Genomic DNA, 25276 nt, shown 5'->3' with positions numbered 1-25276 from the left:
CCCTAGTTATATTAGTATGGATTTTTCAGCTCCAAAATGCCATCCATCAAAAGGCACATAGGAGTCTTAGCCAAAAGATATCCTTTGGATTTAAGAGCGATCTTTAGCCCTGCCAAGGTGACTTTTTATCGGAGAATTATGGCAGGAGCGATCGCTATCTAAAAAGAAACAGTGGAGAATAAACCACTAAGCTTTCAGTCCAGACAAAAATTTACCTTCACACAGACACCCATCACTCCTAATGCAGCAAAAGCGTGCTGTTGTTATCAATTAGCGTCAGAGTTCCACCAGTGGTCATACCTGAATTGGGTTGTGCGGATGCATTATAAGTCTCAATGTAGCGACGCACTTCTAATGGAAACTGGGGATAGTCTAATACCGCATCGCCATCGGCAATTGTTGACCAGAAGTCTCGCAAACTCGGAGCTAATTTTCTAGCCTGTGATAGTGGTAAGTTTAATGGAGAGTGAGTTAGTAGCTTGATTAGGAAGGGGAAAGAGCGATCGCCCACCCATTGCCGTGATGACTCTTGCAAATCGGGAAACTCAGGCACTGACTCTACCCGATGAGATACAATTTGCAATGATTCTTTACCTTGGTTATCCCGATGAAACTCTAGCACTCGATAAGGGTGAGGATAGCTAACTAACGACCCAGTGGTAATATCATATACTCCATCTGAGTAAGCAATATCCTGAACGTGCAAATGCCCGGTAAATACTAGCTTGACTCCGTAGCGCCTTAGTAACTGCAACAATTCTGTGGAATTCGCCAACATATAGCGATTTGCCAGTGGGTGGTTTGATTGATCGGGCAAATGCTCCACCACATTATGATGCACCATCACCAAAACTAAGTCATCAACAGATGCCGCCAGCACTTCTTCTAACCACCGTAGCTGTTTGGTATCCAAACACCCCACCTGCTCACCCTGCTCATTAAAGGAGTTAGAATTCAGTCCAATCAGCTTAACTCCAGGTAGCAATTGACGAATGTAGTACATCTGCTGCGGATCTTCATAGCCAAAGTTGGTGTAATAGTAGGGAAAATCCGCAAAAGCGATTGATTGGCGATCGGCCAACAGCACAGGAACGTCATGATTCCCAGGAACAACGTAGACGGGAAAAGATAGCTGGGCTAAACATTGTTGTAACCAGGCGTGGTTTTCTGGTTCGCCGTGCTGAGTTAAATCTCCTGGCAACAATAAGAAATCTAAATCGAGTTGTGTTAAATGTTCGAGTACACTTTTAAACGCCGAGATACTAACTTCTACCAGATGAAACCGACTAGGATGATCCCAGATTGTGTGGGGAAGTGCCAGGTGTAAGTCACTGACTACCGCAAAACGAAAATTGAGAGTCATTGATTTATGAAAACGTTAAAAACAGGGATTAAAATAAGCCTTTTCCCAAAAGTATAACCATAACTTTCTTTCCTTGCTCAGGAGTGCATTTACTTAACATTTATATACATTTTGTTCAGGAGTAGCGCGATCGCAAATTAATAGAATCAATGGACTTTGCTCAATTCTAAGTGTTGAGTAAAGAATAGTTTGGCAAGACATCTAGAGCCAACATTTACTCAGAAATTTGCCCAAGCTAGAACCTGGCTTCTCTGCTACTCCCCTTTTCGGTAAAATGACTTAGCAGATTGCTAAGGAACAGGTTCAGAATTATGGCTCAAGCTAGTATTGGGATTATTGGTGGCAGTGGTCTGTATAAAATGGACGCACTCAAAGACGTAGAAGAGATACATATCCAAACCCCTTTTGGTTCACCATCAGACGCTTTGATTCTGGGGACATTGGATAGTACACGAGTAGCTTTTTTAGCGCGTCATGGCCGCAATCACACGCTGTTACCCTCTGAATTACCATTTCGCGCTAATATCTATGCGATGAAGCAATTGGGAGTGCAGTATTTAATTTCAGCTAGTGCTGTCGGTTCCTTGAAGGAAGAGGCGAAACCATTAGATATGGTAGTGCCAGATCAGTTTATTGACAGAACGAAAAATCGGATTTCGACGTTTTTTGGTGAGGGAATTGTGGCTCACATTGCCTTTGGCGATCCGATTTGTAAGAACTTGGCTGTTGTGTTGGCAGATGCGATCGCATCTCTCAATTTACCAGAAGTTACTCTCCATCGCGGTGGTACTTATGTGTGCATGGAAGGGCCAGCTTTTTCTACCAAGGCGGAATCGAATCTTTACCGCAGTTGGGGTGCAACAATCATTGGGATGACGAATTTACCAGAGGCAAAGCTGGCGAGGGAAGCGGAAATTGCTTATGCAACCTTAGCGCTGGTAACAGATTATGATTGTTGGCATCCAGATCATGACAGCGTGACGGTGGAATTGGTAATTGGTAATTTGCTGCGAAATGCTGCCAACGCTCAAAAAGTGATTCAAGAAACTGTGCGGCGATTGAGTGAAAATCCGCCGCCGAGTGAGGCGCATTCCGCATTGCAATATGCGATTTTAACTCAGTTGGATAAAGCACCAGTAGCAACAAAGGAAAAGTTAGGATTATTGTTGCAGAAGTATTTATAGTATTGGATAGGAGCGATCGCTCCTATCCAAGCAAGGCGATTTGAACGTTTCATTTTCGATCGCTACTTGGCGAAACAATCCGCTCAGAAAATGGTGTTGCAACAGCAGTGCAAATTATTGAAAAAACCATTCTCTGATGGTATTTTCAAGTCTTAAAAAACCCCACCTCTTAGATGGGCGGGATTAGTATACTTACTAAGGCTATTTAACTACACATAAATGATATCACTCAAATTGCACAAGCGATCGCCCTGATACAACAATAAAGCCGACAGAATCAAGCCTAATTTGGGGTTGGCGAATTCCTTCGAGAATGGCTGCATTTAAAGCAGTTTCTATCTTCAATTCTTCAGCTAACGCATTATCCCAGCTTTGCTGGTTCAGACGCAGACGTAATTGTTCAACTCGATTGGTTAATTTATTTTCGGCGACTCTAGCACAACTTTGACATAAGTCAATAAAATCTGGACGATTTGAGAGTAATTCTGAAGAAGTATTCCGCACTTGATAACAGAAATTTTGCCATTTACTAGGGTCAACAAAATCGTCAATAATTCCTAAGCGCTCTTTTGCCAGATTGTAATCTCGTCCTTGATTATTGTTTTTATCTTTATATGGACGTTGTAGAATACTTAAGAGGGCTTTATCCTCAACAACGCGGATTGGCTCCTTGCGACCATCAACATAGATAGTTTCTATAATTGGTGGAAATAGAGCATCAACACGTCGCTGCAAGTGTTTGAATTGAGAACTATCTAGTTTGTTATCTAGTAAAACTTGTTTGGCAATTCTTAAATTTGCCTCCACTACATAATTGCATTGGAAACCGAACCACTCTTTCCCTTCTTTGGCATCCCAAGATGAATCAGTGCGCCACAAAGCAAAGGCTTCACCTCGGTCATCCCAGTTTATATAGTTCCAAAGTGCTTCGACAAATCCTTCCCCAACTCGAAAGAGTTTAATCCCAGGATTCTGGTTTGCTACTCTGCGATTATAAGTACCAAATTGGTCGAGGCTACTATCAGCAAAGCGATTTTTTAACTCATTTATGGGAACTAATGTCCGCGTTGACGGTTGATAACGTCGCATCTCTGATGAGTCGGGGTTATTGAGTCCTCTGAATCCCAGCGCCTCGCAAATCCAGCCTTCAATTGCTCGTTTCATTTCTAGATGACAAGCATCGTAATTATCTAGCTCTTGAAAATACTCTGTGGCAATTTCATCGTTAGCATCAATTTCATCTAGAGCATTTTGTTCGCTAATTTTGGCAATTTCGTTTTCAATTTGCTCTTGAATTGGCGAAATCATCTCTAATAATCCAGCAGCACTTGATTGAAACAAAGCTGTTTCTAATTCTGCAAGTTTATCATCCACATAAAACTGCAAACTGGCAATTGATTGTTGGAAAATACCAAAGCCATCTTTTAATACTTGATACCAAGCATTGTGGGGGCTATCTTCCAAATAAGGGCCAATCAAAACACAAGATTGGACTCCAATTTTGCTGCCAATGCGGTCAAGTCTGCCAAGTCTTTGCTCTAATTGATTCGGCGACCAAGGAAGGTCAAAATGAATTAACCAATCGGCAAATTGGAGGTTAAGTCCTTCTTCTCCAGAGCGATCGCATACTAGAATAAAGCAGTTTGGGTTATTCCTAAATTTACTTAATCCTTCCTCAACTTTGTCTGGTGATTCTCCAAATTGATGTTTGGCTATTGTCTCTGCACCAAAGGTATCAGACAAATACTGGACTATTTCGCCACAAGTTTGCACAAAGCTGGTGAATACGATAAATTTGGGCAGAATATCGCCAGAAATTGGTCTCTTGATTCTCTGCTGTATTCTCGTGATGAATTCTTTTTGATTCTTCCGAACGTTTGCAGGAATTTTAAAGTATGTACCTAACTGATTCAGCACTACTGTTTTCAAATTTTCTGTCCGTCCTCCGTCCTCTTGGGGTTGACGAATAATTTTGAGGAAGGATTGCAGAATCTCTTCTTCCCCTGAGAATTTGGGGGTTGTAGTTAATAGGCGAATATCATCTTCTTTAAACTCCTGGATGAGTTTAGCATGAGGCTTACCAGTTAAACGGGCGGTAATTACCTGCTCTAAAATGCCTAACCAAGTACCAGCAGCTAGGAATAACAGCATAAAAATTCGCTGATATGGCTTTTCATTAGAAGCAACACTACGCCATTGATTGAGTAGTTCGTGGATATCAGGCGATCGCTCGTCTAAATCATACTCTTCTTTGGGCGTAAAATTGCGGTCAAAGATTACATCTTCTACTGCCGCGCGACGGTTGCGAAGCATTCGGCGGTGTAGTCGATAGATATCGCTAACGTGAGTCCGAATCGCTTGGACTATTTGATCTTGGTCGGTAGAATTTGCTTGTAAACAATTTTCTAAATCATCCGCCAGCTTCAGTAAATACTCATCCTCAGCTAAGAGGGTTCGTAGTTGCTGCAAGTTGCTTTTGAGTACAGCAGGTTCCGCACCTTCTTTAAAAGAAAGCAGAAGTCTACCAATTTGTTGACGGCTTTCAACTTTGGCGCGGAAACCTGCTAAATCACCAATTTTATAGGTTGTTGGGTCGAGCAAGTGCAACATGGCGAGAAAATCTTGCTCGTGATTCAGGACAGGAGTGGCAGATAATAAAAGTAAGCGATCGCTTTTATGAGCCAGTTCTTTGCAAGTCTGAAAACGCTGGCGGACTGTTGCATCCTTGGAGGTTGCCATTGCTGCGATGTGATGAGCTTCATCTAAAATTAAGCAGCCTATCCTCGCTTTCAGGTTGATTTTATGAATATCTTCAACCGCCAGCACCGCTACCCGTTTGCCAAAATGGGAGATGTAAAATTTGTTTTCTAACTCAGTCCGCCATTGTTTGAGCAAATATTGTGGAACTAATACCACCGCCCCTTTTTTCGGCTCATCCAAGAGGAATTGACGGAGAATCGCACCCGCTTCGATGGTTTTTCCGAGTCCCACCTCGTCTGCTAACAAGTAACGCTGAATTGGGTCTTCCAGTACCCGCCTAACTACTTCAACTTGGTGAGGATAAAGATTAATATTTGCCGAAATCAGTCCTGTCATCCCGCGACTGACAGCGCGTTGCTTAATCAAGGATTTGACGAAAGCCAATCTTTTGTCGTGGAAGTAGGGCGTTTCGTGACCCTTCATCGCTAGAGTTTCGATGGGGTCTGTGTTTGGGAGATTACAACGAACGTAAATGTCTTCTTCAGTAGCGATCGCAGTTTTCTTATCTGGTAAATCAATTTGATACATTTCTGTATCTTCATCCCAAATGAAAACTCTGCCAACTATCCATTTATCCTGAGTTTGAGACTTAATATAGCATCGAGCTTGGGGTTCAAGCCTGACCTCAGAGAGCGAACTTAAAGGTAAAGTTTTTTGAAGACGTTGCCCTATTGAGCAGAAATACTCAACATTTGCATTGGCATCAGAGATTTCCGTAATTTTTCCGATACCCAAAGAGTTATTCTGGGACTGTACCAATAAACCGAGCTTAATCATAGATCCAGTCCCCTGAACACACTAAAAGAACTTTCCAGACTAGTTTGTTCACCTAAATATCTGGAAATTTTGTCGATCAACATTATAGATAATAAACTGGCATTACAGTTTTTGTTATGGCGATGTCTAGGAGAGGCTAAAAGCGAACGAACACTCGCTAACGCCGATAGAATTAAGATCGTGTACCTTTATTGACTATGAAGAAAATCCGAGACAACACAATTAAGTTAAATCAATATTTAAAGTTGATGGGCATAGTGCCAACTGGAGGACAAGCCAAGCTGATGATTCAAGGTGGCGATGTCCAAGTAAACGGGATGCTGGAAACCCGACGAGGGCGGCGACTAGTACCGGGTGATAAAGTGACAGTAGAAGGAAAAACTTTAGAGGTGAATTTGGACAATAATGAAGACCAACATGTAGTGATAGATTTTTCCGAACAAACCGAGTAAAGGATTTTTATCCCAAATTGAAAAGTTTCTCTTTTGTCTTGTGATTAATGCTGCAAATTTCCAATAAAGTTATCATCCCGCAGAGTGATATTGAAATTAGTGCGATTCGCTCCCAAGGAGCAGGAGGCCAAAATGTCAATAAGGTTTCCACTGCGATTCACTTGCGCTTCGATATTGTCGCTTCATCATTACCGGATTATTATAAAGAGCAGCTTTTAAAACTGAACGATCGACGCATCACCCAGGATGGAGTTGTTGTAATTAAAGCGCAAGAACACCGAAGCCAAGAAAACAATCGAGAGTCAGCTTTGAGACGACTTCAAGAACTGATTCAAAGCGCAGTTGTAGTAACCATAAAGCGCAAACCTACGAAACCAACTCGCAGTTCTCAAAGAAAGCGCCTTGACTACAAAACTAAGCGCGGACACGTTAAGTCTAACAGAGGGGAAGTGACAGATTATTAAAGTAATTCGTAATTAAATAATGCAACTGGGATTTATATCATGTTCGCTTGATTACTTATTAAACCCGAAGAACCCCACCCCACCTACGGCAACAGTGTACACACAAGTCTGAAAAACTTCATTCACCAAAGATTTGCGGTGAAGCAGCACTGCGGGAGGGTTTCCCTCCGCAGGCGACTGCTGTTAGCGACGCAGGAGCGTCACCCGTATCCTTCGGGAAGCTACGCGTAGCGTCTCCGATAGTAGAAGGGTGCGAATCAACGGCGTGACCAAGCTAAATTGTTGCAATCATGGCGATACCTGCGGAGGGCTACGCCAACGCATTTGTTATTTCGGCGTACCCATTTGTTATTTCGGCGTACCCATTTGTTATTTCGGCGAACTCATTTGTTATTTCGGCGAACCCATTTGTTATTTCGGCGTACCCATTTGTTATTTCGGCGAACCCATTTGTTATTTCGGCGAACCCATTTGTTATTTCGGCATACTCATTTGTTATTTCGGCGTACCCATAACGCACCCTACGAAAACTACTAGAATTGAAACCTATACCCGGATTTCTCACCACATCTCTCAAAACCTTGTGCAGGGGAGCAGAGGAGAGTTATTGTACAAATTCTTTCCCCTCTGCCCCTCTGCCCCTCTGCCCCTCTGCCCCTCTGCTCCTCTGCTCCTCTGCTCCTCTGCTCCTCTGCCCCTCTGCCCCTCTGCCCCGCAAAATCTTACCAGGGAACCGCTATAATTCTTTCTATTGACTGTGGTCAAGTGCATGACTTAGTTGGTTATCTTGAGAATAATAACTATTAAAAGTGAAAAAAAATGAATAAGACATTACTAACAATTTTGATGTTTGCCTTGTTAATCTTATTCATCATCTCTCCCTTTGCTGCCCTTGCTAGTTTAATGTTGATAGTGTTAGCTTCGGCATTTTTATCTTTACTAGGAAACTTGTTCCAAGTAATAATTGGTGGTGGTGATACCAACCCAAAAGGGTCATAAAAGCACAATTCCAAATGAAGATTTCCAGATGTGCTGCTTCATAAAACATTGTCCACAGAAAAGGCTCATCTTTTTGTGTGAGTGGACGGATAGAATAATCCACACAGCAATTTTCTTTTGCATGAAGTATAAAGCTACGGCTTTTGAGACAATTCAGAGGGTAATTTACTTAATGGTGTCGCTAAACCGTCAATACTGACAAGATTTTTCTTTTGTTGATATTCTCTAACTCCCTCTTCGCCTTTTTTGCTAGCCCAGTTGACTAAAGTCTGCCGCTCACCTCGATATTCATAGAGTGGTACGCCAAAACCACAGGAAATCTGTATTTTTTCAATGTCGGCGACGATAATTTGACGAGTTCCAGGCATCGGTACAAACAAAGAATATAGAGAGTCCCAATCTGGAGAACTCGGTAAAATCGTGTTTCCTTGACCGTAAAGACGCAGGATACGCGCAGGTTCTTCAAAAGCGCAAAACATGAAGGTTATCCGCCCATTTTCTTGTAAATGGGCTGAGGTTTCGTTACCACTGCCTGTAAGGTCTAAATAACCTACTCGGCTAGGAGAGAGGACGCGAAAGCAGCCTAAACCTTTAGGAGAAAGGTTAACATGACCCGTAGGACTCAAGGGTGCAGAGCCAACAAAGAAAAGATGTTGGGCTGCAATAAACTCTTGCTGTTCGTCAGTAATACAGTCAAAAACTTTAGCCATAGACTGTCTGATTTATATTTGGAAATTCCCCATCTTCTCAGCCTATGTCTTAGCTAAATATCTAGCAAGGGCCAATTGCTCATATCTAAAGAAGTGGGGAGTTGGGAAAATATTACTGTCTCATATACCGACTTGCCATTTGGATGGCATCAGCGATATCAACATCACCATCACCGTCAGCATCCAAAAAGGAATTTAGTACAGGATTCCCGCCAGCTTGGGGATTTTGAGCATCTGCACCTGATTGTAAAAAATGTAGTACCAAAGGTATTGCTGAAGGGAGCAATTGTTGAACTATACCAGCATCCAACCCAGTGCGCTGGGCAGCAACCTCAGCTACTTGCTGTTGTATTTCAGGAGAAAACAGCGAATCGACGGCTTCGGGGTTAGGTGAAGTACCAGCATATTGATTCACTAGAGTTTGTGTGGCTTCATTTCCGTCTGTAGCTTGCTTGTCTTGTAAAGCAGAACGCACTTGCCCACCGACAATAGACAAGACTGATTGAATGGTAGAAGGGTCTGCGCCAGTGCGATCGCTCAACTGTTGTACAGTGTTAATAATTCCTCCCAGTTGCCCTAAGCTGCCCTGTTGATTGGGATTAGCGACGGCCCCAAGAATTTGATCGAAAAGTCCCATAAATTTCTCCCTTTGTTCTCAAAAAGCTTGCCAAAACTGGCTTGAAGTGTTCGTGTGTAGGCAAACTTTCGTCAGTCCACTAAAAAATTTAAACACGCAAGCTGATACTTGCTGTTGGTTATTGTGAAAAAATTAACTTTGGAAACCCACTAGCTTAAGGATGAGAAATCGGTAAAGTGATACCTGCGGTGGGTGAAGCGATACCTGCGGTCGGTAAAGCAATCGCAAATTCTGTACCTTGATTTAACTCAGACTGACAACTAATCTTGCCTTTGTGTTTTTCTACCACAATCTGATATGCGATCGCTAGCCCCAAACCAGTACCAATACCTCGCGGTTTGGTTGTAAAAAATGTTTCAAATATCTTTTTCTGATTTTCTGGTGGAATACCAGGGCCGTTGTCGGCAATTCGCACTATCACCAAATCATTCGGGCAACGTTCTGTAACAATAGTGATTTTAGGGATAAATTCCGAATTATCAGCCGATTTTTCCTCCACAGCATCAAGTGCATTGCTGAGAAGATTCATAAATACTTGATAAAGTAAACCTGTATAGCCTGGAATCGCTGGAATCTCTCCATAATTGCGAACAAGGTTAATCCCATTTTTCAGGCGATTATTTAGAATTAATAATGTACTATCCAGACAAGCGTGTAGCTCCACTAACTGCGCTTCGCCATCGTCTAAACGAGAGAAATCTTTTAAACTTCGGACAATCTCTCGCGTGCGTTCAGCGCCAACTTTCATTGAATTGAAGAGTTTTGGTAAATCTACTTCGAGAAACTCCAAATCAATTTCTTCTGCTAGAGTTTGCACGGCAGTGGAAGGGTGAGGAACTTCGGCTTTGTATGTTTGTAATAATGCTAATAAATCGTCAGTATAGGTTTTCGCGTGTACGAGATTGCCAGAAATGAAATTTACAGGATTATTAATTTCGTGAGCCACACCAGCTAACATCCGTCCTAAACTAGACATTTTTTCACTTTGAATTAGTCGGACTTGGGCCTCAGCTTGTTGTTCTTCTAAAAGGTGCTTTACCTGCTGGATTAGCTGGTTAAGAGAAGCAGTTAAAGCCCCAACTTCATCTTGGGTAATTATGGGTGCTTGCAAGTCAAAATTGGCTTCTTGGCTAACTCTTTGGGCGATATCTGTCACCGCTTTTATCGGATAGGCAATGATTGTACTGGTGTAGTAAGCCAAGATAGCAGCGATCGCTACTGACAGCACCATACCACTAATCATAATTTGAGCTTGGATAAGCCCCGCTTGTTTTTGAGCTATATCAGCTTCCTGTTGGCGTTCTTGAAGGGTTTGGGCAAAGCCGGTTAACTCATGGGAAAATTGATAAAACTTTAGAGCATCTTGACTTTGGCTGAATTTCAAGATTAATTGCTGTGCTTTTATCGCTCCCTCTGGCTGTGAACTTAATGGCAAAATTTGCCGAATCAGCGCCCTGAGTTGTTCAAAATATCCCGCTGTAGTACTGTTATGCTTTGCGAGTAGAGTTTGTAAATCCGCTTGGGAATTGGTTTGACTAAATTCTTGTGCTTGAGAAACCAATGTTTCAGTTTCCGCCAGATCGGTTTTAAAATCAGAAATTCTCCTTTGCAACGCTTGCGGCTGTTGTAAAAAAGGCACTATCTCTTGCTGATATATCTGTATTTTCAACAATTCGCCCTGCAAACTACTTAACAAAGTTCCTTCTTCATCTACCAAGCTCATCTGTTGTCTGGCTTGTTGGAAATAGCGATCGCCTATTACCAACCCTGCTGTTGTCCCTAAAACTGCAACTCCCAAAGCCAAACCGTATCCATAAAAAATTTTTTGCCGAATACTCAGGCGATGGAATCTTTGTTGAACCCAGTTAAAGTATTTTAATTGAGGTGTTGCAGTCATGTATCACTCGCTGTTGAATTTTTTACTAGGCGGTTTTTCATCAAAAACAAGAAATTCAGACGCAAATAAGAACACATTGAATCCAAAATGCGCTCTTAGTTTATCAAAAGGGGCTTTTTTCTACCCTGGTCAAAAATACTGAAACTATGAAGATAAAAGTATCTGTCTACTGAGATATAACAATCTGAATTTGATCTCAAAAAATCATGAAACTATTAAGATCAGAAGCATCTGCCTACTAAATACCCACTAATCTTTCCCAACCATGCCTCTGTCGCGCATAGTAACGCTAATTGTTGGTCTAATCGTCATTTTGGGGCTAGCCCTCTGGCTAATTGATTCCCTATCGCGCCTCTATTGGCAATTGTCCTATTCGCCGTTGCTCGGCAATTTGCTGCTGTTGCTGCTGATTGTCCTTATCGGAGCCTTGGTTGCTGCTTTTGTCTATTATGTATTGGTAATTCAATCTGGGGAAAAGCGATCGCGCCGCAACCCCAAGCGAGTCACTGCGGCCCAAATTCCTGCTGCTAAATCTGACGCGGCTTCTACAACTCTCCAAGCTGTGCGCCAACAGGTAGCACAAATTCAAGATGAAGTCACACGCCAAGCTTTATTAAGCCGATCGCGGGAAATTGAAGCGAACTTAGCCCGGGGTGAAATTCAAGTAGTGGTATTTGGTACGGGGAGTGCTGGCAAAACTTCCCTAGTGAATGCGATTATGGGACGCATGGTGGGCCAAGTAGATGCACCGATGGGTACAACCCAGGTTGGAGAAACCTATTGTCTGCGGTTGAAGGGATTAGAACGCAAGATTTTAATTACAGATACGCCAGGGATTTTAGAAGCGGGGGTGGCGGGAACGGAACGCGAACAAATGGCGCGAGAACTGGCGACGGAAGCAGATTTACTGTTGTTTGTGGTGGATAATGACTTACGACGTTCAGAATATGAGCCGTTGCGAGGGTTAGCCGAAATTGGCAAGCGATCGCTTTTGGTGCTTAACAAAACCGATTTATATACAGATGAAGATAAAGAAGCGATCCTTGCGAGATTGCGTCAACGGGTACGGGGATTTATTGCTACTAGTGATGTGGTGGCGATCGCAGCTAATCCCCAATCTGCACAACTAGAAACTGGTGAAACCTTCCAGCCGGAACCCGATATTGTCCCTTTACTGCGGCGCACGGCTGCTGTTTTACGCGCCGAAGGTGAAGATTTGGTAGCAGATAACATTCTTTTACAATCTCTGCGATTGGGAGACGAGGCGCGAAAACTCATCGATGGCCAGCGCCGCCGTCAAGCTGACAAAATTGTAGAACGGTTCCAATGGATTGGTGCTGGTGTAGTCTCAGTCACGCCCATACCAGTTGTGGATTTATTAGCGACAGCCGCAGTCAACGCTCAAATGGTTGTGGAAATTGGCAGAGTTTACGGCTGTGAATTGAATATGGAACGGGGAAGAGAGTTAGCCCTTTCTTTAGCGAAAACTATCGCCAGTTTGGGGATTGTCAAAGGAGCAATTCAATTATTATCTACAGCGTTGCAACTCAATATTGCTACCTTTCTGGTTGGTAGGGCAATTCAAGGCGTGACGGCAGCTTATTTAACGCGAATTGCCGGCAAAAGTTTTATTGAATATTTTCGTCATGACCAAGATTGGGGTGATGGGGGAATGACGGAAGTTGTGCAGAAACAGTTTCAAATTAATCGCAGAGATGAATTTATTAAAGCTTTTATTCAAGAAGCGATCGCGCGAGTTGTGAAGCCGTTACAAGATAAAGCTGAAGTTGTTGAACACGACGAAGAAATTAATAGTTAGAAATTCAAAATTTCATGCTTAATTCTTTATAAAATCTAATTTTAATACAACTTCAAGTTTTAGCTAATTCTTCCAGAAATTAAGTCTGATAATTACTAAACCTATAGGAATTCGGTTTGATTTGGAGAAAATATACGTAGGATGTGTTAGAGGATGTTTGAAAAGTCCTCTCGTTGGTAGCAAAACATTTCAGATCCCCCTAAATCCCCCTTAAAAAGGGGGACTTTGATTCCAGTTCCCCCCTTTTTAAGGGGGGCTAGGGGGGATCTCTAAGTGCCTAAAATCACAGCCAAATACTTTTCAAACAACCTCTTAGCGACAGCGTAACGCATCAAACCCTTGATAATAGTGCGTTACTCTAAAATACCTAATTTCGTTCAAAAATCAAATATGAGTCCTATATATTAATTATCAACACTTAAGTATATCTATGCCGATTATTTACTAAAAATATAAATATTAATAAAAAACTATATTTTTTTACGTAATAATACTTAAAAAAATAAACTTATATTTAAGGTATCAAAACTCCGTTTATTTATTTCTAAAGCATTCCGGAAACAGGAGGTAATGTCAGAAAAACTAAATAATAAGGACTTACTGAGTAACCAGGTCATGACCAACCACATAATCGGTAAATTACTACAAGGACGTTACCAAATTGTCCAAACCCTCGGTGCAGGGGTATTTGGACAAACATACATTGCTATAGACGTAGATTATCCAGAGAATCCCAAATGCGTTATTAAGCAAATTAAAGTTAGCAGTTGCGAACCTGGCTACTTAGAGATGCTGAGGTTAATGTTTCTAACTGAAACTGAAACCCTCAAACTTCTGGGAAGCCATCCACAAATTCCTGAATTTATCGCCTGTTTTGAAGAAAACAACCAGTTTTATTTAGTCCAAGAGCTAATTGAAGGATATGCACTGACTGCGGAATTGCCCATCGATCAACAGTGGGGGTGTCTGTGGAGTGAAAAAGAAGTTGTAGAATTCCTGATCGATGTCTTAGGTATTCTAGAATTTGTTCACTCTCAAGGCGTAATCCATTGTGACATCAAACCGGAAAACTTGATTAGACGTAATAGCGATGCCCTACGCAAGTTAGTTTTGATTGACTTTGGCTCAATCCAGTCTATCGATTTTGGCATCGGTGCCGAATTGCCGATTTATAGAATTCCCGTCACCTCATTGGGATACATACCACCAGAGCAATTTATTGGTCAAACCCAGCCCAACAGTGATATTTATGCTCTAGGTATGATTGCTATCCAGGCTTTAACTGGGTTAGAACCACTGCAATTAAAAGTCGATCCTTATACTAATGAAATTTTTTGGCGTTCTCAAAATACGCCAGTTAATGATTATCTAGCTGCTGTTCTCAGCCAAATGATCCGCTACGATTCTCAAAACCGCTTCCAGTCTGCGGCTGAGGTGTTGCAGGTACTCAAACAAATGACATGGGATCAACCATCAGAAATATTAGAAGCAGACAATCAATTTTTCCTAGAAGCGGCGATTGAAGATGATAACCCTACATCTGGCAAATTATCCCCGTTATTCACAGGAATGAAAATCGGACTGGCGGCTAATTCTTTGTTGATGGGATTTGGTGTATATTCTTTAATTAATACTTCTCCTGCATACTCAGAAACAGAAACTTTATCTAAAGCTACACAAGAATATCAAGCCGGGGATTTGCAAGAAGCGATCGCACTTGCTAAATCAATTCCCTCCCACAGCAATGTTTATCCAGAAGCGCAAGCCACAATTGAACAATGGCAAGAGCAATGGCAAGTTGCTGCCCAACAATATCAAATGGCTCAACTAGCTTTTCATGAGAGCCGATGGTCAGATGTTCTTGATGCTGTTTCTCAAATTCCAAATATTTCGTATTGGCAATCTAAAACAGATAAACTAGTTCAGCAAGCATACATCAATATTGAAGCACAGACACAAGATTTGTTAGCAAAAGCTTACGAAAGTGCCCAGATAAAAGATTTTTCTAGTGCATTACAATATCTGCGACAAATTCCTAAAGAAAGTCGTGCGGGTGCTTTAGTTCAAGAAAAATTGGCTGAGTACAACCGAAAGCGCCAGATTAGAGCAGCTTACTTTTTACAGAATGCTTACAAAAAAGCATCCATTGGTGATTTCGACCGGGCTGTAAAATTTCTCCGAAACATCCCACAAGACACTCTAGTTTATGCTCAAGCTCAAGTCAAATTAAATGAGTATACTCAAAAGCAACGTCTGTTAGCTGACAATCAAAAGGTAGCTTCGGCAAAAAGAACAAATTCATTTATCTCTAAAAAGTCAGCTAATAAAATTGAATATCTTCAGGTAGGAAATTACCTGCAAGAAGTTAATATTCGGTAGTAATAGTAATTATTAGATGTATAGACTTCTTATATACAGCTATTTTTTAGTTTGCAAATTATCGTTTATCGGATAGGTAGTTCAACGATAAACTCTATACCTTCACCAGGTTTGGAATGGTATGTAATTTTGCCATGATGATTATTAACCACAATTTGGTAAGCAATCGATAGACCAAGCCCTGTCCCTTTACCGACGGGTTTTGTTGTGTAAAAGGCATCAAATATTTTTATTTTATCTGCGTTTTCTATACCTGAACCATTGTCGGCAACTCTTAAAATAACTTGCTCTCCAATTGCCTCAGTTTTAATTTTAATTACACCAGGATTTTGATAAATAGTATCAATATTTTTAGTTTTATGTGACTCTTCAATTGCATCGATTGCATTACAAACTAAATTCATAAAAACCTGATTTATTTCACCAGGAAAACACTCAATAAGTGGCAAATCTCCATATTGTTTAATTAATTGGATGGCTGGGTGATGAGCATTTCGTTTAAAGCGATGTCCAAGAATGAGTAATGTACTTTCTAACCCTTCATGCAAGTTAGCTAGTTTCTTACCAGCTTCTCTGTGGCGCGAGAAGTTGTTCAAATATGACACAATTTCTGTGACGCGATCTGTACCAAGTTGCATCGATTTAATAATTTTTAATAAATCATCTAACAAAAAGTTAAGATCGGTTTTTTGAATTGCGGTTTGAATTTCATCTGGGGGTTCAGGCAGATATTTTTGATAGAGATACAGTAAACTAATTACCTCTTGTACATATTGTTCAACAAAATTCAAGTTGCCAGCTATAAAATTGATGGGATTATTAACCTCATGAGCAATTCCGGCTGTCAGTTGCCCTAAAGCTGCTACCTTTTCTGCTTGAATAAGTTGAGTTTGAGTCTGTTGTAACTCGGCGTTTTTGGCAATCAAGGTTTTCGTCAAATTTCTCAGCTTGAGGTGATTTTCAATCCGCACTAAGACTTCTTCATGCTGAAAAGGTTTGGTAATGTAGTCTACAGCCCCCAATTGCAAACCTTTGACTTTATCAGCCGTTTCTGAAAGGGCTGTCATAAAAATGACTGGAATATCTTGGACACGAGGATTGCTTTTTAGCTGTTTACAGGTTTCAAAACCATCTATACCCGGCATCATCACATCCAGCAAGATTAAATCAGGTAAATCATCATTCTCTAATCGCTGAAGGGCTTTTTCTCCACTGCGTGCTGCCCAAACTTCAAAGCTAGATTGATCCAAAAAGCTGGATAAAACTTGTAAATTTGCAGGGTTATCATCAACGACTAAAATAATTCCTCTAGAAGGAGCATAATTGATAGAATTATTTTGGTTTTCAATAATTGTTTTCATACTGTTTTTACCGCATATTTAGTCAAGAAAGTTAGAATTAAATCTTCATCAAATTGCCTTGCTAGTTGCCGTAGTTCGTTAGCAAATGGTGCGAAGGTTATGTCTGTTTCCTCAAGTTGATCGGCCCACTTGAGAATGGCATTGAAGTTACCTTTAGTGGCTAAGGTGACTATTTCTTGCAACACTTGGGGGGAAGGAGGGGTTAATTGAGCAGTTACTATTGTTGCTTCTTTAGCTTTTTCCCCATCCGGCTGAGACTGACTGTAAATCCATACCAAATTTAAGTATTGTTCTAGTTGATGCAATAATTCATCTACCTGTATAGGTTTGGTTAAGAAGGCATTACCTCCAGCTTGCAGGCTGCGGCTTTGGTCGGCTTCAAAGACACTAGCGGAAGAAACAATAATGAATACATCTTTAATTTCTGGAGTCTGACGGAGGCGTTTAATTAATTCAAACCCATCCATTTCTGGCATCAGCAAATCTGTAACGATCAAGTCTGGCTTGAGGGCGATCGCTTTTTCTAAACCTTCTTTACCGTTGCTGGCTTCAACTACATCAAAACCCAGTGGTTGCAGTAAGTTTGTAATCACTATGCGATTCTCCCAGCGATCGTCAACCATCAGGATGGTGTAGGCGCTACCCTCAAAGCCAATGATTTGTTTCTCTGATGCAGCGATCGCAGATTGTACCCAGTCAGTCGCTTCGGGAATCTCCAATTCAAACCAGAAGCTACTCCCCTGACCAATCTGACTCTGAACATGGATATCGCTACCCATCATCTCTACTAACTGCCGAGTAATCGCTAAACCCAGACCAGTACCTTCAGCTTGGCGCTTTTTCTCACCTACTTGTTCAAATGGCAAGAAAATTTTGCTCAATTCTGCGGGAGTTATACCAATTCCCGTATCTTCTACGATAAAGCGAAGGCGATGTTTCAGCGTCTGTCCATCACTGGGAGGTCGATGGATTACTTCAATATTGAAAGTAACCTCACCTTCATCTGTAAATTTGATGGCATTTCCCAGCAGATTTAATAGCACTTGACGTAATCTTTTGACATCAATATGAACCCCTGTAGGCAAGTCGATCGCGGGTTTATAGACAAACAAAATGCCCTTTTGTTTTGCCCGAATGTGGCATATTTCGACAATTCCTTGGAGAAATCCGGGTAAATGCACATCATAAGGATACAGTTCTAGCTTTTTCGCTTCAATTTTGGAGAGATCCAAAATATCATTAATTAAAGTCAACAGATGAGAACCGCATTGTTCAATAATATTGACGTGATATTGCTCTTGATTCGGTAAAGCTGGAGAACGCAGCAAAATTTGGGCACAACCGAGAATGCCATTCAAGGGTGTTCGCAGTTCATGGCTCATGTTGGCTAAAAATTCACTTTTAGCGTGGTTAGCTGTATCAGCCGCAGCTTTAGATTTTTTTAGTTCGCGTTGTTCAAATGCTTGCACTTGCCACAAGACGGTAATCATCGTGACTGTTAGTCCACCGACAATTAAGGCGATCGCATCGAGGAATTGCAATCGAGATTCGATATTTTGGCGGGGAATTACCAAAGCTACAGACCAATTAGCGGCTTGCAACGGCAGATAAGCCACATACTTTTTAGTGCCGTCAATTTCCATTAACTCAATTCCCTGTTGCTTGTTTACCATCCTCTGGGCGATCGCATTTAAATTACGATCGCTCATTTTCAGCAGGCTGGGTGCAGGTTTTTCTAGGGTTGACATCAACGCTGAGTTAGGATGAGCGATCGCTTGTCCTTGAGAATTAAGCGCAAAAGCATAGCTGTTCGTACCGTATTGCAGGGAGTTAACAACCTCTGTAATGCGATCAACTCTCACATTGCCTTGGAAGGCCCCGATCGGTGAACTACTGCTAGCATAGTTTGACCAAATTGGGGTAGAGATCGCAATTAAAGGAATTCCTGTAGAACGACTAATAAAGGGATCAGAAATGTTGCTCTTTCCCGCAATTGCCTTTTTAAAGTAGTCTCGATCCCGAATATTCTTATTTGATCGACCAACTTTTGTATTGGAATATGAGGCATCAGGGTTAGCTATTTGGAAAAGGAAAAATTCATTGATCCGCTTGACTTCTGCTTTTAAATATGGTTCTGCCACAGGCCAGTTTAAGGAGCGTACAGTTGAAGTATTAGCCAGGGTTTGTACCTCCACTTGGCGAACATGTAGCCACTCCTCAATTTCAGCAACCCCTCTCTTTACCTCTAAAAAAGCGCTCTGTCTCAAATCTTTGAGCATCATATTTCTAGTGGCTTGATAGCTGAAATAAGCCGAAATGCTAACTACAAGGGTAGTGCTGCCAAGAATAAATCGAATCAGTAAATTTCGCGAGGGACGATTTCCTCTATTAGCTACAGATACCCTGGAGTTTGCTGGTATCAAGGGTTAACTCCTTAATCGGATAGTTCGGTAAAAAAAGATTCTAGGTTATCTGGGAGCAATGCGATTTTGTGAGCAGGGGGAGCAGGGGAGGCAGGGGAAGAGAAAGAAATAAGTGTATTTATAGCTATAAAGGTCGTAAAAAATACTAAAGTTTTCTCTTCACTCCCCCTGCTCCCCCTGCCTCAAGAGCTCTTTTCACGAGGATCTCACTTTTTCGCGTTGCTCCCGGTTATCTTTAGATTGCCCAAGAAATTATCGATGCTCACAGCTTTTGGTAAAATAAACAATAAATTTATCGGAATGCCAGGAATTATAACTTTTTATCGAAACAGAATTCAGTTGTGTATTCTGTACGACTGGCGGATGAATAAATGGGTTTAAGACCCCCACCAAATTGGAAATTTAATGGTCATCAATCAGTCGCGGGTCTGAATCCCCGACTGATAGCGAGTCCGCGTACCCCTACGGGGAAGCAAGCTACGAGACGCGATGCGTAGAGAGCATAATTACGAATTATTTATGGTGTTGGGGGCGATGGATTAGTAGGATTAGGAACTGGGATAATTGGCACGATTATAGGCTTTGGTTTCTCGGCTTGTAGTTGAATCTGGGCTTGATTGCGCCCGTCTATTGCTTGTTGGTAATTGGGCTTGTATTTTATTGCTCGATCGTAAGATGCGATCGCATCTTGAAACCGTTTTAAATTTAAGAGGGCATTCCCTCTGCTATACCAGCTTTCAGAATGGTCTGGTTTATAACGAACGGCCTTATTATAAGACGCGATCGCATCTTCGTATTTTTGCAAACTGTATTGTGAGTTCCCCAGGTTATACCAGAGTTGATAGTTTCTTGGCTGAAGGATTGCGGCCTTATTATAAGCTTTTACTGCTTCTTCATAGCGTTGATTTTGATGCAGCGACCAGCCCAAATTATACCATGCTTGATAGTTGCTAGGATTGTATTTAATTACTTGATTAAAAGATTCAATTGCATCTGGATAACGTCGTAAATTTAGTAGGGTATTACCTCTCGAAAACCAGGCTTGATAATAATTTGATTTGTATTGTACTGCTTTATCATAAGCTGCAAATGCATCTTGGTAGCGTTGCAGATTAATTAGCACATTTCCTAAATTATACCAAGCTTGGTCGTAATCTGGTTTTAAATCAACGACTTTTTGGTAGGCTGCGATCGCTTCTTCATATCGGTTAGAATTCTGTAAAGCTAATCCTTTTTTATACCAAGCTTCATAATTATCTGATTTTAATTCAATCGCTTTTTCATAAGCTTTAATTGCTTGGTCATATTGGTTTAGGTTACTAAAAGCTTCACCCTTAGCATTCCAGACTTCTGAGTTTTCATTATTTAATTGTAAGGCTTTGTCAAAAGATGCGATCGCTTCTTGATATCGCTGTAGATTTGCCAATACAAAGCCCCGTCCACTCCAAGCTTCAAAATAATCTGGCTTAATTTGAATTGCTTTATCATAGGCAATTAGGGCTTCTTTAGATTTTTTTAATTTATACAGCGTTTTGCCTTGACCATTCCAGCCTTGAGCATAATCTGGTCTAATATTAACAGCTTTTTCATATACTTCTAATGCGTCTTGATAGCGTTGCAAATCAAAAAGTGTATTTCCTTGTTTAGATAATTCTATAGCGTTATTTGAATTAATGTAATTCAAAATAAATATTGATGCTATTCCACTTACTGCAACTAAAAATATTGTTAGTAAAACTTTCCCTAAAATCCCTTTTTTCAGTTGAGGCCTAGTTATATTTTTGGCTGGAGAAATAGGAGTTAACGCTATTGTTTCAGCCGGTGGTAGTGTTAACTCTTTCAGCCCTTCTAATGCTATCGTTGCTGAAGGATAGCGTTGTCGAAAGTCGTAGCACACCATTTTATCTAATAATTGAGCGAATTCTGGCGTTACCGTGGCTTTATCGCGCCAGATAATTTCATTAGTCTCAGCATCTTTTACTATTTCCTCTGGTGATAATCCAGTGAGAGCTTGAATAGCAATTATTCCCGTAGCATAGATATCACTGCTTAATTTTGGCGTACCATGAGCTTGTTCCCCAGGAATATATCCAGGCGTACCTATAGCAACAGTACCTTTAGCTGAACCTTCGGGAGTAATCACTTGGGTAGTAATTTGTTTAACCGCACCAAAATCAATTAAGATTAATTTGCCATCTGGGTGTCGTCTGAGGATATTTCGGGGATTAACATCACGGTGAATTACATTCTGTCGATGGACAAATTCTAGAATTGTCAAAAGTTCTTGTAAAAGTGAAATTACTTGTTCTTGACTGAGGGTTTTACCTAGTATTAATTCTTGACTCAGGTCATGACCTTCAATTAATTCCTGTACGAGATAAAATTCGGCATTTTCCTCAAAATAAGCTAAAAGTTGAGGAATGCGATCGTGAGTTCCTAATTTATATAGAACTTGTGCTTCTGTATCAAATAAACGCCTAGCCGTCTCCAAAGTTACAGGATCGTTTGCCTGCGGTTTGAGTTTCTTGACGACACATTGAGGTGAACCAGGTAATTGAGTATCATAAGCAACAAAGGTTTCACCAAAACCCCCTCCTCCCAAGTTACTAATAATTTGGTATCTTCCAACAAGTATGTTTCCCAGCATCTCGTTTGCCTAGTTAAGTGCGATGCGATCTGATTTCAATCTTGCCACAGGTTAAGGGGGATAGGGAGAATAACTAATGACCAATGACAAATTTATATGATTCCTATTAGTGATAATATTCGTTGTTGGAATAAGCCAATTATTACCTATTGGCTAATTGGCATTAATATTGCCATATTTTTATGGGAACTCCAACTAGAATTTAGTGAGACATTGGGGTATTTTGTCAATAGTTGGGGTGTGATTCCAGCCCAGATTAGTGCAGCAATTACAAATGCTCTCTTTTTCAACTCTGCTGCTTGGATAATTGTAATTTGGCGGGCATGTTCGCTAATTTTTGGAATATTTCTACACGGCAGTTTTAGTCAAATATTGGGAAATATGCTATTTTTGTGGGTTTTTGGCAAGACTGTAGAAAATATTCTGGGGCGTAGACGCTATCTCGGATTTTATCTGACAACTGGTATTATAACAGAAGTTTTACAAATTCTGGCTGAACCAAGTTTGACAGTACCATTAATTGGGGCAAATGGTGCGATCGCAGCTATTTTAGGGGCATACGTTATGAAGTTTCCTAAAGCTAAAATTGACAGTATTTTGCCGTTAATTATTGTGTATCTTCCAATCGAACTTCCAGCCTTTTTCTATATATTTTGGTGGTTTGTGCAACAATTATTTTATGGTGTCGGCAGTTTAAATATTCCCCCCTCTGGTGTAAATCAATCGGGTGTTATTTTTTGGGGACAGGTTTTAGGTTTAGGGATTGGTGCAGCCTTCATGCGATTTAAAAGATGATTTATTCAGGTATGGGTAGCGACTGAATCGACTTTTAAGCACATAAACAACAGTGTAATTGTCTGTTCTCTCGACACGCAGGTAGCAAAATAATCAAATTTAAATTGCTATAACCCTTGATTTTTATAGCCTTTTAGAGAATTAAACAGCCCTGCCCTTTTTAAGGGGGGAACCGAAATCAAAGTCCCTAAATTTATCGGGTAATTTCAAGGAATCTAGAACTTTTGATCCCCATAAGAGGACTTTTCAGACATCCTCTCAACTGCTTCTCTTATTACCGCATAATTGGACTGCCATGATGATGAACTAAATACCACTTTCCACCAAGAAAGTGAAATATATTTGTAGCTGTTGATTGTGCTTCAAGTCTTCTCCCTGCGACTACTTGGAACACATTTTCCCTCAGCACAACATAAGCAATATTATCACTTAATTCTGTAGCAATTATATCTGTGTTTATTTCGATATAAGCGGTGTTTTTAAATATTTGTTCCCAAGAGATGCGAATCTCTTTCCAACCTCGCAGTATATTACTTCCAGGATGAATACAAAAACTACCAGTTCCTTGTGACCATACTGCACTCATTATCTCAATGTCTTTTCTTTCAAAAGCTCGATAAAAAGCTGCATTAGCCGCTAAGACTTCATCCTTCGTCATAGGTAATCAAATATTAAAAGTTAGGAGTTAAGTAATTTGGCGTAGCTATATTAAGAAGTTTAAATGTAGGGTGCATTGTCGCGCAGCGCAACTCACTGTTAACAATTCCAGGTGCGTTAGCCTACGGCATAACACACCCGACTGATAATTTATCTTTCTTTATATACATTGAACTTTTATCGCCAATTTACTTATGAGTTGCTAAATTATAACTCTCAAATTTGACAAATTAGTAATTACCAATGCCTAATATCCAAAGCCCAAGGATAAATGTCATGAAAATTTGACATAATAGCCATTGATCAATGGCTGCCTAGCCAAAAATGTGATGAAACCATGATAATGCGATCCCGAAAAGGCTTATAAATTCGTCACACAGGCAGAAAACCTATTGAAACCCCTTGATCCCTAGATATGCTTAGTGGTTAATATTGACTTAACAAACAGAACTTCTCCGATCCCAAAGAAATGCTAATTTAGGCAAAACTAGGAATTGGTTGAAAGTTACCTGAATTTAAAAACAGATTAAAAAACTTAAAACTGGGCAAAACCAGGAGTCAGGAATAAGAAATTCATCTGGAGTGGATGAGATTTTACATAGCATTCTTTAACCAGGGGAAATCATTTACCGCTTACACTACTGGAGGCCAAATAAATGGCAAAAGAACGCCCGCCACTAGAGGAGATGACCTTACGCCAACTACGAAGAGTTGCTAGCGAATATAGCATCTCTCGCTATAGCCGAATGCGTAAATCACAATTGCTGACATCAATTTTAGAAGTTCAGCGCAGCAAAGCTTTGCTCAGTCCATCTCGTTCATTGGAGGCACAAGAAACCGTGGAAGCAGCTAAGTTTGAATTAGGTCAAGAAGATCGTACAGGTGGATCTTTAGCTGATGTTGATGAAGGACTTGCAGATTTGCCCTCTGGCTATGGTGAAAGCCGGATTGTCCTCTTACCGCGCGATCCTCAGTGGGCTTACACTTACTGGGATATTCCCAATGAACATAAACAGGAACTCCGCCGACAAGGGGGACAACAACTTGCACTGCGGATTTATGATGTCAGCGACATCAATATTGAATACCAAAGCCCCCACAGTATTCAAGAATATCCTGCCGATGAACTAGCTAGAGAATGGTATCTACCAGTTCCAGTTAGCGATCGCGATTATGCGATTGATATCGGCTATCGTGCTGCTGATGGTCGCTGGTTAGTACTGGCTCGTTCTGAGAGAGTACATATTCCTCCCGTCTATCCTTCTGATTGGATTGAAGATGTATTCATCGCTGTCAACTTTGAAGAAGATTTGCGTGCCAAGACTCAGTACGAACTAGTTCCCCCTGCCAAGAAGATTGCAGCTACAGCTACCGCCAATGGTAGTAATGGTAATGCTGTGAATGCCAATGGCAACCCCATCTACGACCAAATCTTTGGTTTAGCCGAATCTGTCGAAGCGCTACGGGTTGCTGGTTCTATCTTCGGTTCGCAACACCAAGTACCAAGTGCAGAACAAGCCCTTAGCTCTTACATTTTCCCATCTGGTGTGGGTATGTGGGCAGTTCCCACCGTGTCTGGCTTAACAGCCTCCGGTGCCGGAATGTCAGGTGTTGGCTTCTCGGCTTCCGCCGTTCCAGTGCGTCCGCGCCAGTTCTGGTTGATTGCCGATGCTGAATTGATAGTTTACGGTGCAACTGAACCCGACGCTACCGTAACCATTGGCGGTCGTCCAATTCAGCTAAATCCAGATGGGACATTCCGCTTCCAAATGTCCTTCCAAGATGGTTTAATTGACTATCCAATTTTGGCTGTAGCTGCTGATGGCGAGCAAACCCGGTCAATTCAGATGAAATTTAACCGTGAGACACCATCTCGAAATACTAACACCAAAGAACAAGCTGTTGTAGAATGGTTCTCTTAAGCTTTGGTTATCAGATTAACTCCAAACTGA

The 25276-nt window shown here is 41.1% G+C and carries 18 protein-coding genes; 9 read left to right on the top strand and 9 right to left on the bottom strand.

The window, feature by feature from the left end; all coding sequences use genetic code 11:
* Nucleotides 1–36: 36 nt before the first annotated feature.
* Nucleotides 37–162 carry a hypothetical protein gene (locus tag V7K42_RS01380; RefSeq protein WP_334912829.1) on the top strand — a complete coding sequence of 42 codons (126 nt, stop codon included), beginning with the start codon at nucleotides 37–39 and terminating at the stop codon, nucleotides 160–162.
* Between the two features lie 76 nt (nucleotides 163–238).
* On the opposite strand, the gene V7K42_RS01375 is transcribed toward V7K42_RS01380, so the two are convergent.
* Nucleotides 239–1363, bottom strand: coding sequence for a metallophosphoesterase family protein (locus tag V7K42_RS01375; protein WP_334912827.1), 1125 nt, complete (start codon nucleotides 1361–1363; stop codon nucleotides 239–241).
* Nucleotides 1364–1674: 311 nt separating this feature from the next.
* On the opposite strand from V7K42_RS01375, the gene V7K42_RS01370 reads away from it, so the two are divergent.
* Entirely contained in the window at nucleotides 1675–2547 is an 873-nt protein-coding gene (locus V7K42_RS01370) for an S-methyl-5'-thioadenosine phosphorylase (protein WP_334912825.1), read from the top strand.
* 225 nt (nucleotides 2548–2772) lie between these two features.
* On the opposite strand, the gene dpdE is transcribed toward V7K42_RS01370, so the two are convergent.
* Nucleotides 2773–6084 (bottom strand): protein DpdE, encoded by a 3312-nt coding sequence (dpdE, locus tag V7K42_RS01365; protein ID WP_334912824.1) that lies wholly within the window; start codon nucleotides 6082–6084, stop codon nucleotides 2773–2775.
* 197 nt (nucleotides 6085–6281) lie between these two features.
* Between dpdE and V7K42_RS01360 the strand changes: the two genes are divergently transcribed.
* From V7K42_RS01360 to V7K42_RS01350, 3 genes are all read left to right on the top strand, one after another.
* On the top strand, nucleotides 6282–6536 hold the full coding sequence (locus V7K42_RS01360) for an RNA-binding S4 domain-containing protein (RefSeq protein ID WP_334912823.1): 255 nt from the start codon (nucleotides 6282–6284) through the stop codon (nucleotides 6534–6536).
* A gap of 47 nt (nucleotides 6537–6583) precedes the next feature.
* Nucleotides 6584–7000: an alternative ribosome rescue aminoacyl-tRNA hydrolase ArfB gene (arfB, locus tag V7K42_RS01355; RefSeq protein WP_334912821.1), complete on the top strand. Its 417-nt coding sequence runs from the start codon at nucleotides 6584–6586 to the stop codon at nucleotides 6998–7000.
* An 819-nt stretch (nucleotides 7001–7819) separates the two neighbouring features.
* The gene (locus V7K42_RS01350) at nucleotides 7820–7999 is read left to right on the top strand and encodes a hypothetical protein (protein WP_334912820.1); all 180 of its coding nucleotides are present in this window, start codon (nucleotides 7820–7822) and stop codon (nucleotides 7997–7999) included.
* Between the two features lie 134 nt (nucleotides 8000–8133).
* Here V7K42_RS01350 and V7K42_RS01345 read toward each other — a convergent pair whose 3' ends face one another.
* The 3 genes from V7K42_RS01345 to V7K42_RS01335 form a co-directional block, all read right to left on the bottom strand.
* Nucleotides 8134–8709, bottom strand: coding sequence for a pyridoxamine 5'-phosphate oxidase family protein (locus V7K42_RS01345; protein ID WP_334912818.1), 576 nt, complete (start codon nucleotides 8707–8709; stop codon nucleotides 8134–8136).
* Nucleotides 8710–8821: 112 nt separating this feature from the next.
* Nucleotides 8822–9346 carry a DUF937 domain-containing protein gene (locus tag V7K42_RS01340; protein ID WP_334912816.1) on the bottom strand — a complete coding sequence of 175 codons (525 nt, stop codon included), beginning with the start codon at nucleotides 9344–9346 and terminating at the stop codon, nucleotides 8822–8824.
* 154 nt (nucleotides 9347–9500) lie between these two features.
* A complete protein-coding gene (locus tag V7K42_RS01335; protein ID WP_334912814.1) occupies nucleotides 9501–11243 on the bottom strand; it encodes a sensor histidine kinase in 1743 nt (580 codons plus the stop codon).
* Between the two features lie 265 nt (nucleotides 11244–11508).
* Here V7K42_RS01335 and V7K42_RS01330 point away from each other — a divergent pair, with 265 nt between their 5' ends.
* Entirely contained in the window at nucleotides 11509–13062 is a 1554-nt protein-coding gene (locus tag V7K42_RS01330) for a YcjF family protein (protein ID WP_334912812.1), read from the top strand.
* 615 nt (nucleotides 13063–13677) lie between these two features.
* Nucleotides 13678–15441, top strand: a complete 1764-nt coding sequence (locus V7K42_RS01325; protein ID WP_334912810.1) for a serine/threonine-protein kinase — start codon at nucleotides 13678–13680, stop codon at nucleotides 15439–15441.
* A 65-nt stretch (nucleotides 15442–15506) separates the two neighbouring features.
* Here V7K42_RS01325 and V7K42_RS01320 read toward each other — a convergent pair whose 3' ends face one another.
* The 3 genes from V7K42_RS01320 to V7K42_RS01310 all read right to left on the bottom strand — a co-directional run bounded on the left by V7K42_RS01320 (nucleotide 15507) and on the right by V7K42_RS01310 (nucleotide 21872).
* Nucleotides 15507–16802 carry a hybrid sensor histidine kinase/response regulator gene (locus tag V7K42_RS01320; protein WP_334912808.1) on the bottom strand — a complete coding sequence of 432 codons (1296 nt, stop codon included), beginning with the start codon at nucleotides 16800–16802 and terminating at the stop codon, nucleotides 15507–15509.
* Entirely contained in the window at nucleotides 16799–19225 is a 2427-nt protein-coding gene (locus V7K42_RS01315; protein WP_334912806.1) for a hybrid sensor histidine kinase/response regulator, read from the bottom strand. Before V7K42_RS01315 ends, V7K42_RS01320 begins: the two co-directional genes overlap by 4 nt.
* Before the next feature lie 517 nt (nucleotides 19226–19742).
* A complete protein-coding gene (locus tag V7K42_RS01310) occupies nucleotides 19743–21872 on the bottom strand; it encodes a tetratricopeptide repeat protein (protein WP_334912804.1) in 2130 nt (709 codons plus the stop codon).
* Nucleotides 21873–21968: 96 nt separating this feature from the next.
* Between V7K42_RS01310 and V7K42_RS01305 the strand changes: the two genes are divergently transcribed.
* Nucleotides 21969–22667 carry a rhomboid family intramembrane serine protease gene (locus V7K42_RS01305; protein ID WP_334912802.1) on the top strand — a complete coding sequence of 233 codons (699 nt, stop codon included), beginning with the start codon at nucleotides 21969–21971 and terminating at the stop codon, nucleotides 22665–22667.
* Between the two features lie 274 nt (nucleotides 22668–22941).
* Here V7K42_RS01305 and V7K42_RS01300 read toward each other — a convergent pair whose 3' ends face one another.
* Nucleotides 22942–23325 (bottom strand): nuclear transport factor 2 family protein, encoded by a 384-nt coding sequence (locus V7K42_RS01300; RefSeq protein WP_094343267.1) that lies wholly within the window; start codon nucleotides 23323–23325, stop codon nucleotides 22942–22944.
* A gap of 655 nt (nucleotides 23326–23980) precedes the next feature.
* Here V7K42_RS01300 and V7K42_RS01295 point away from each other — a divergent pair.
* On the top strand, nucleotides 23981–25246 hold the full coding sequence (locus tag V7K42_RS01295; protein ID WP_334912800.1) for a DUF4912 domain-containing protein: 1266 nt from the start codon (nucleotides 23981–23983) through the stop codon (nucleotides 25244–25246).
* The last annotated feature ends 30 nt before the right edge of the window (nucleotides 25247–25276 follow it).

This window comes from Nostoc sp., from assembly GCF_036917455.1.
Lineage (GTDB): Bacteria > Cyanobacteriota > Cyanobacteriia > Cyanobacteriales > Nostocaceae > Nostoc.
This window is presented reverse-complemented; position numbering and strand designations above follow the sequence as displayed.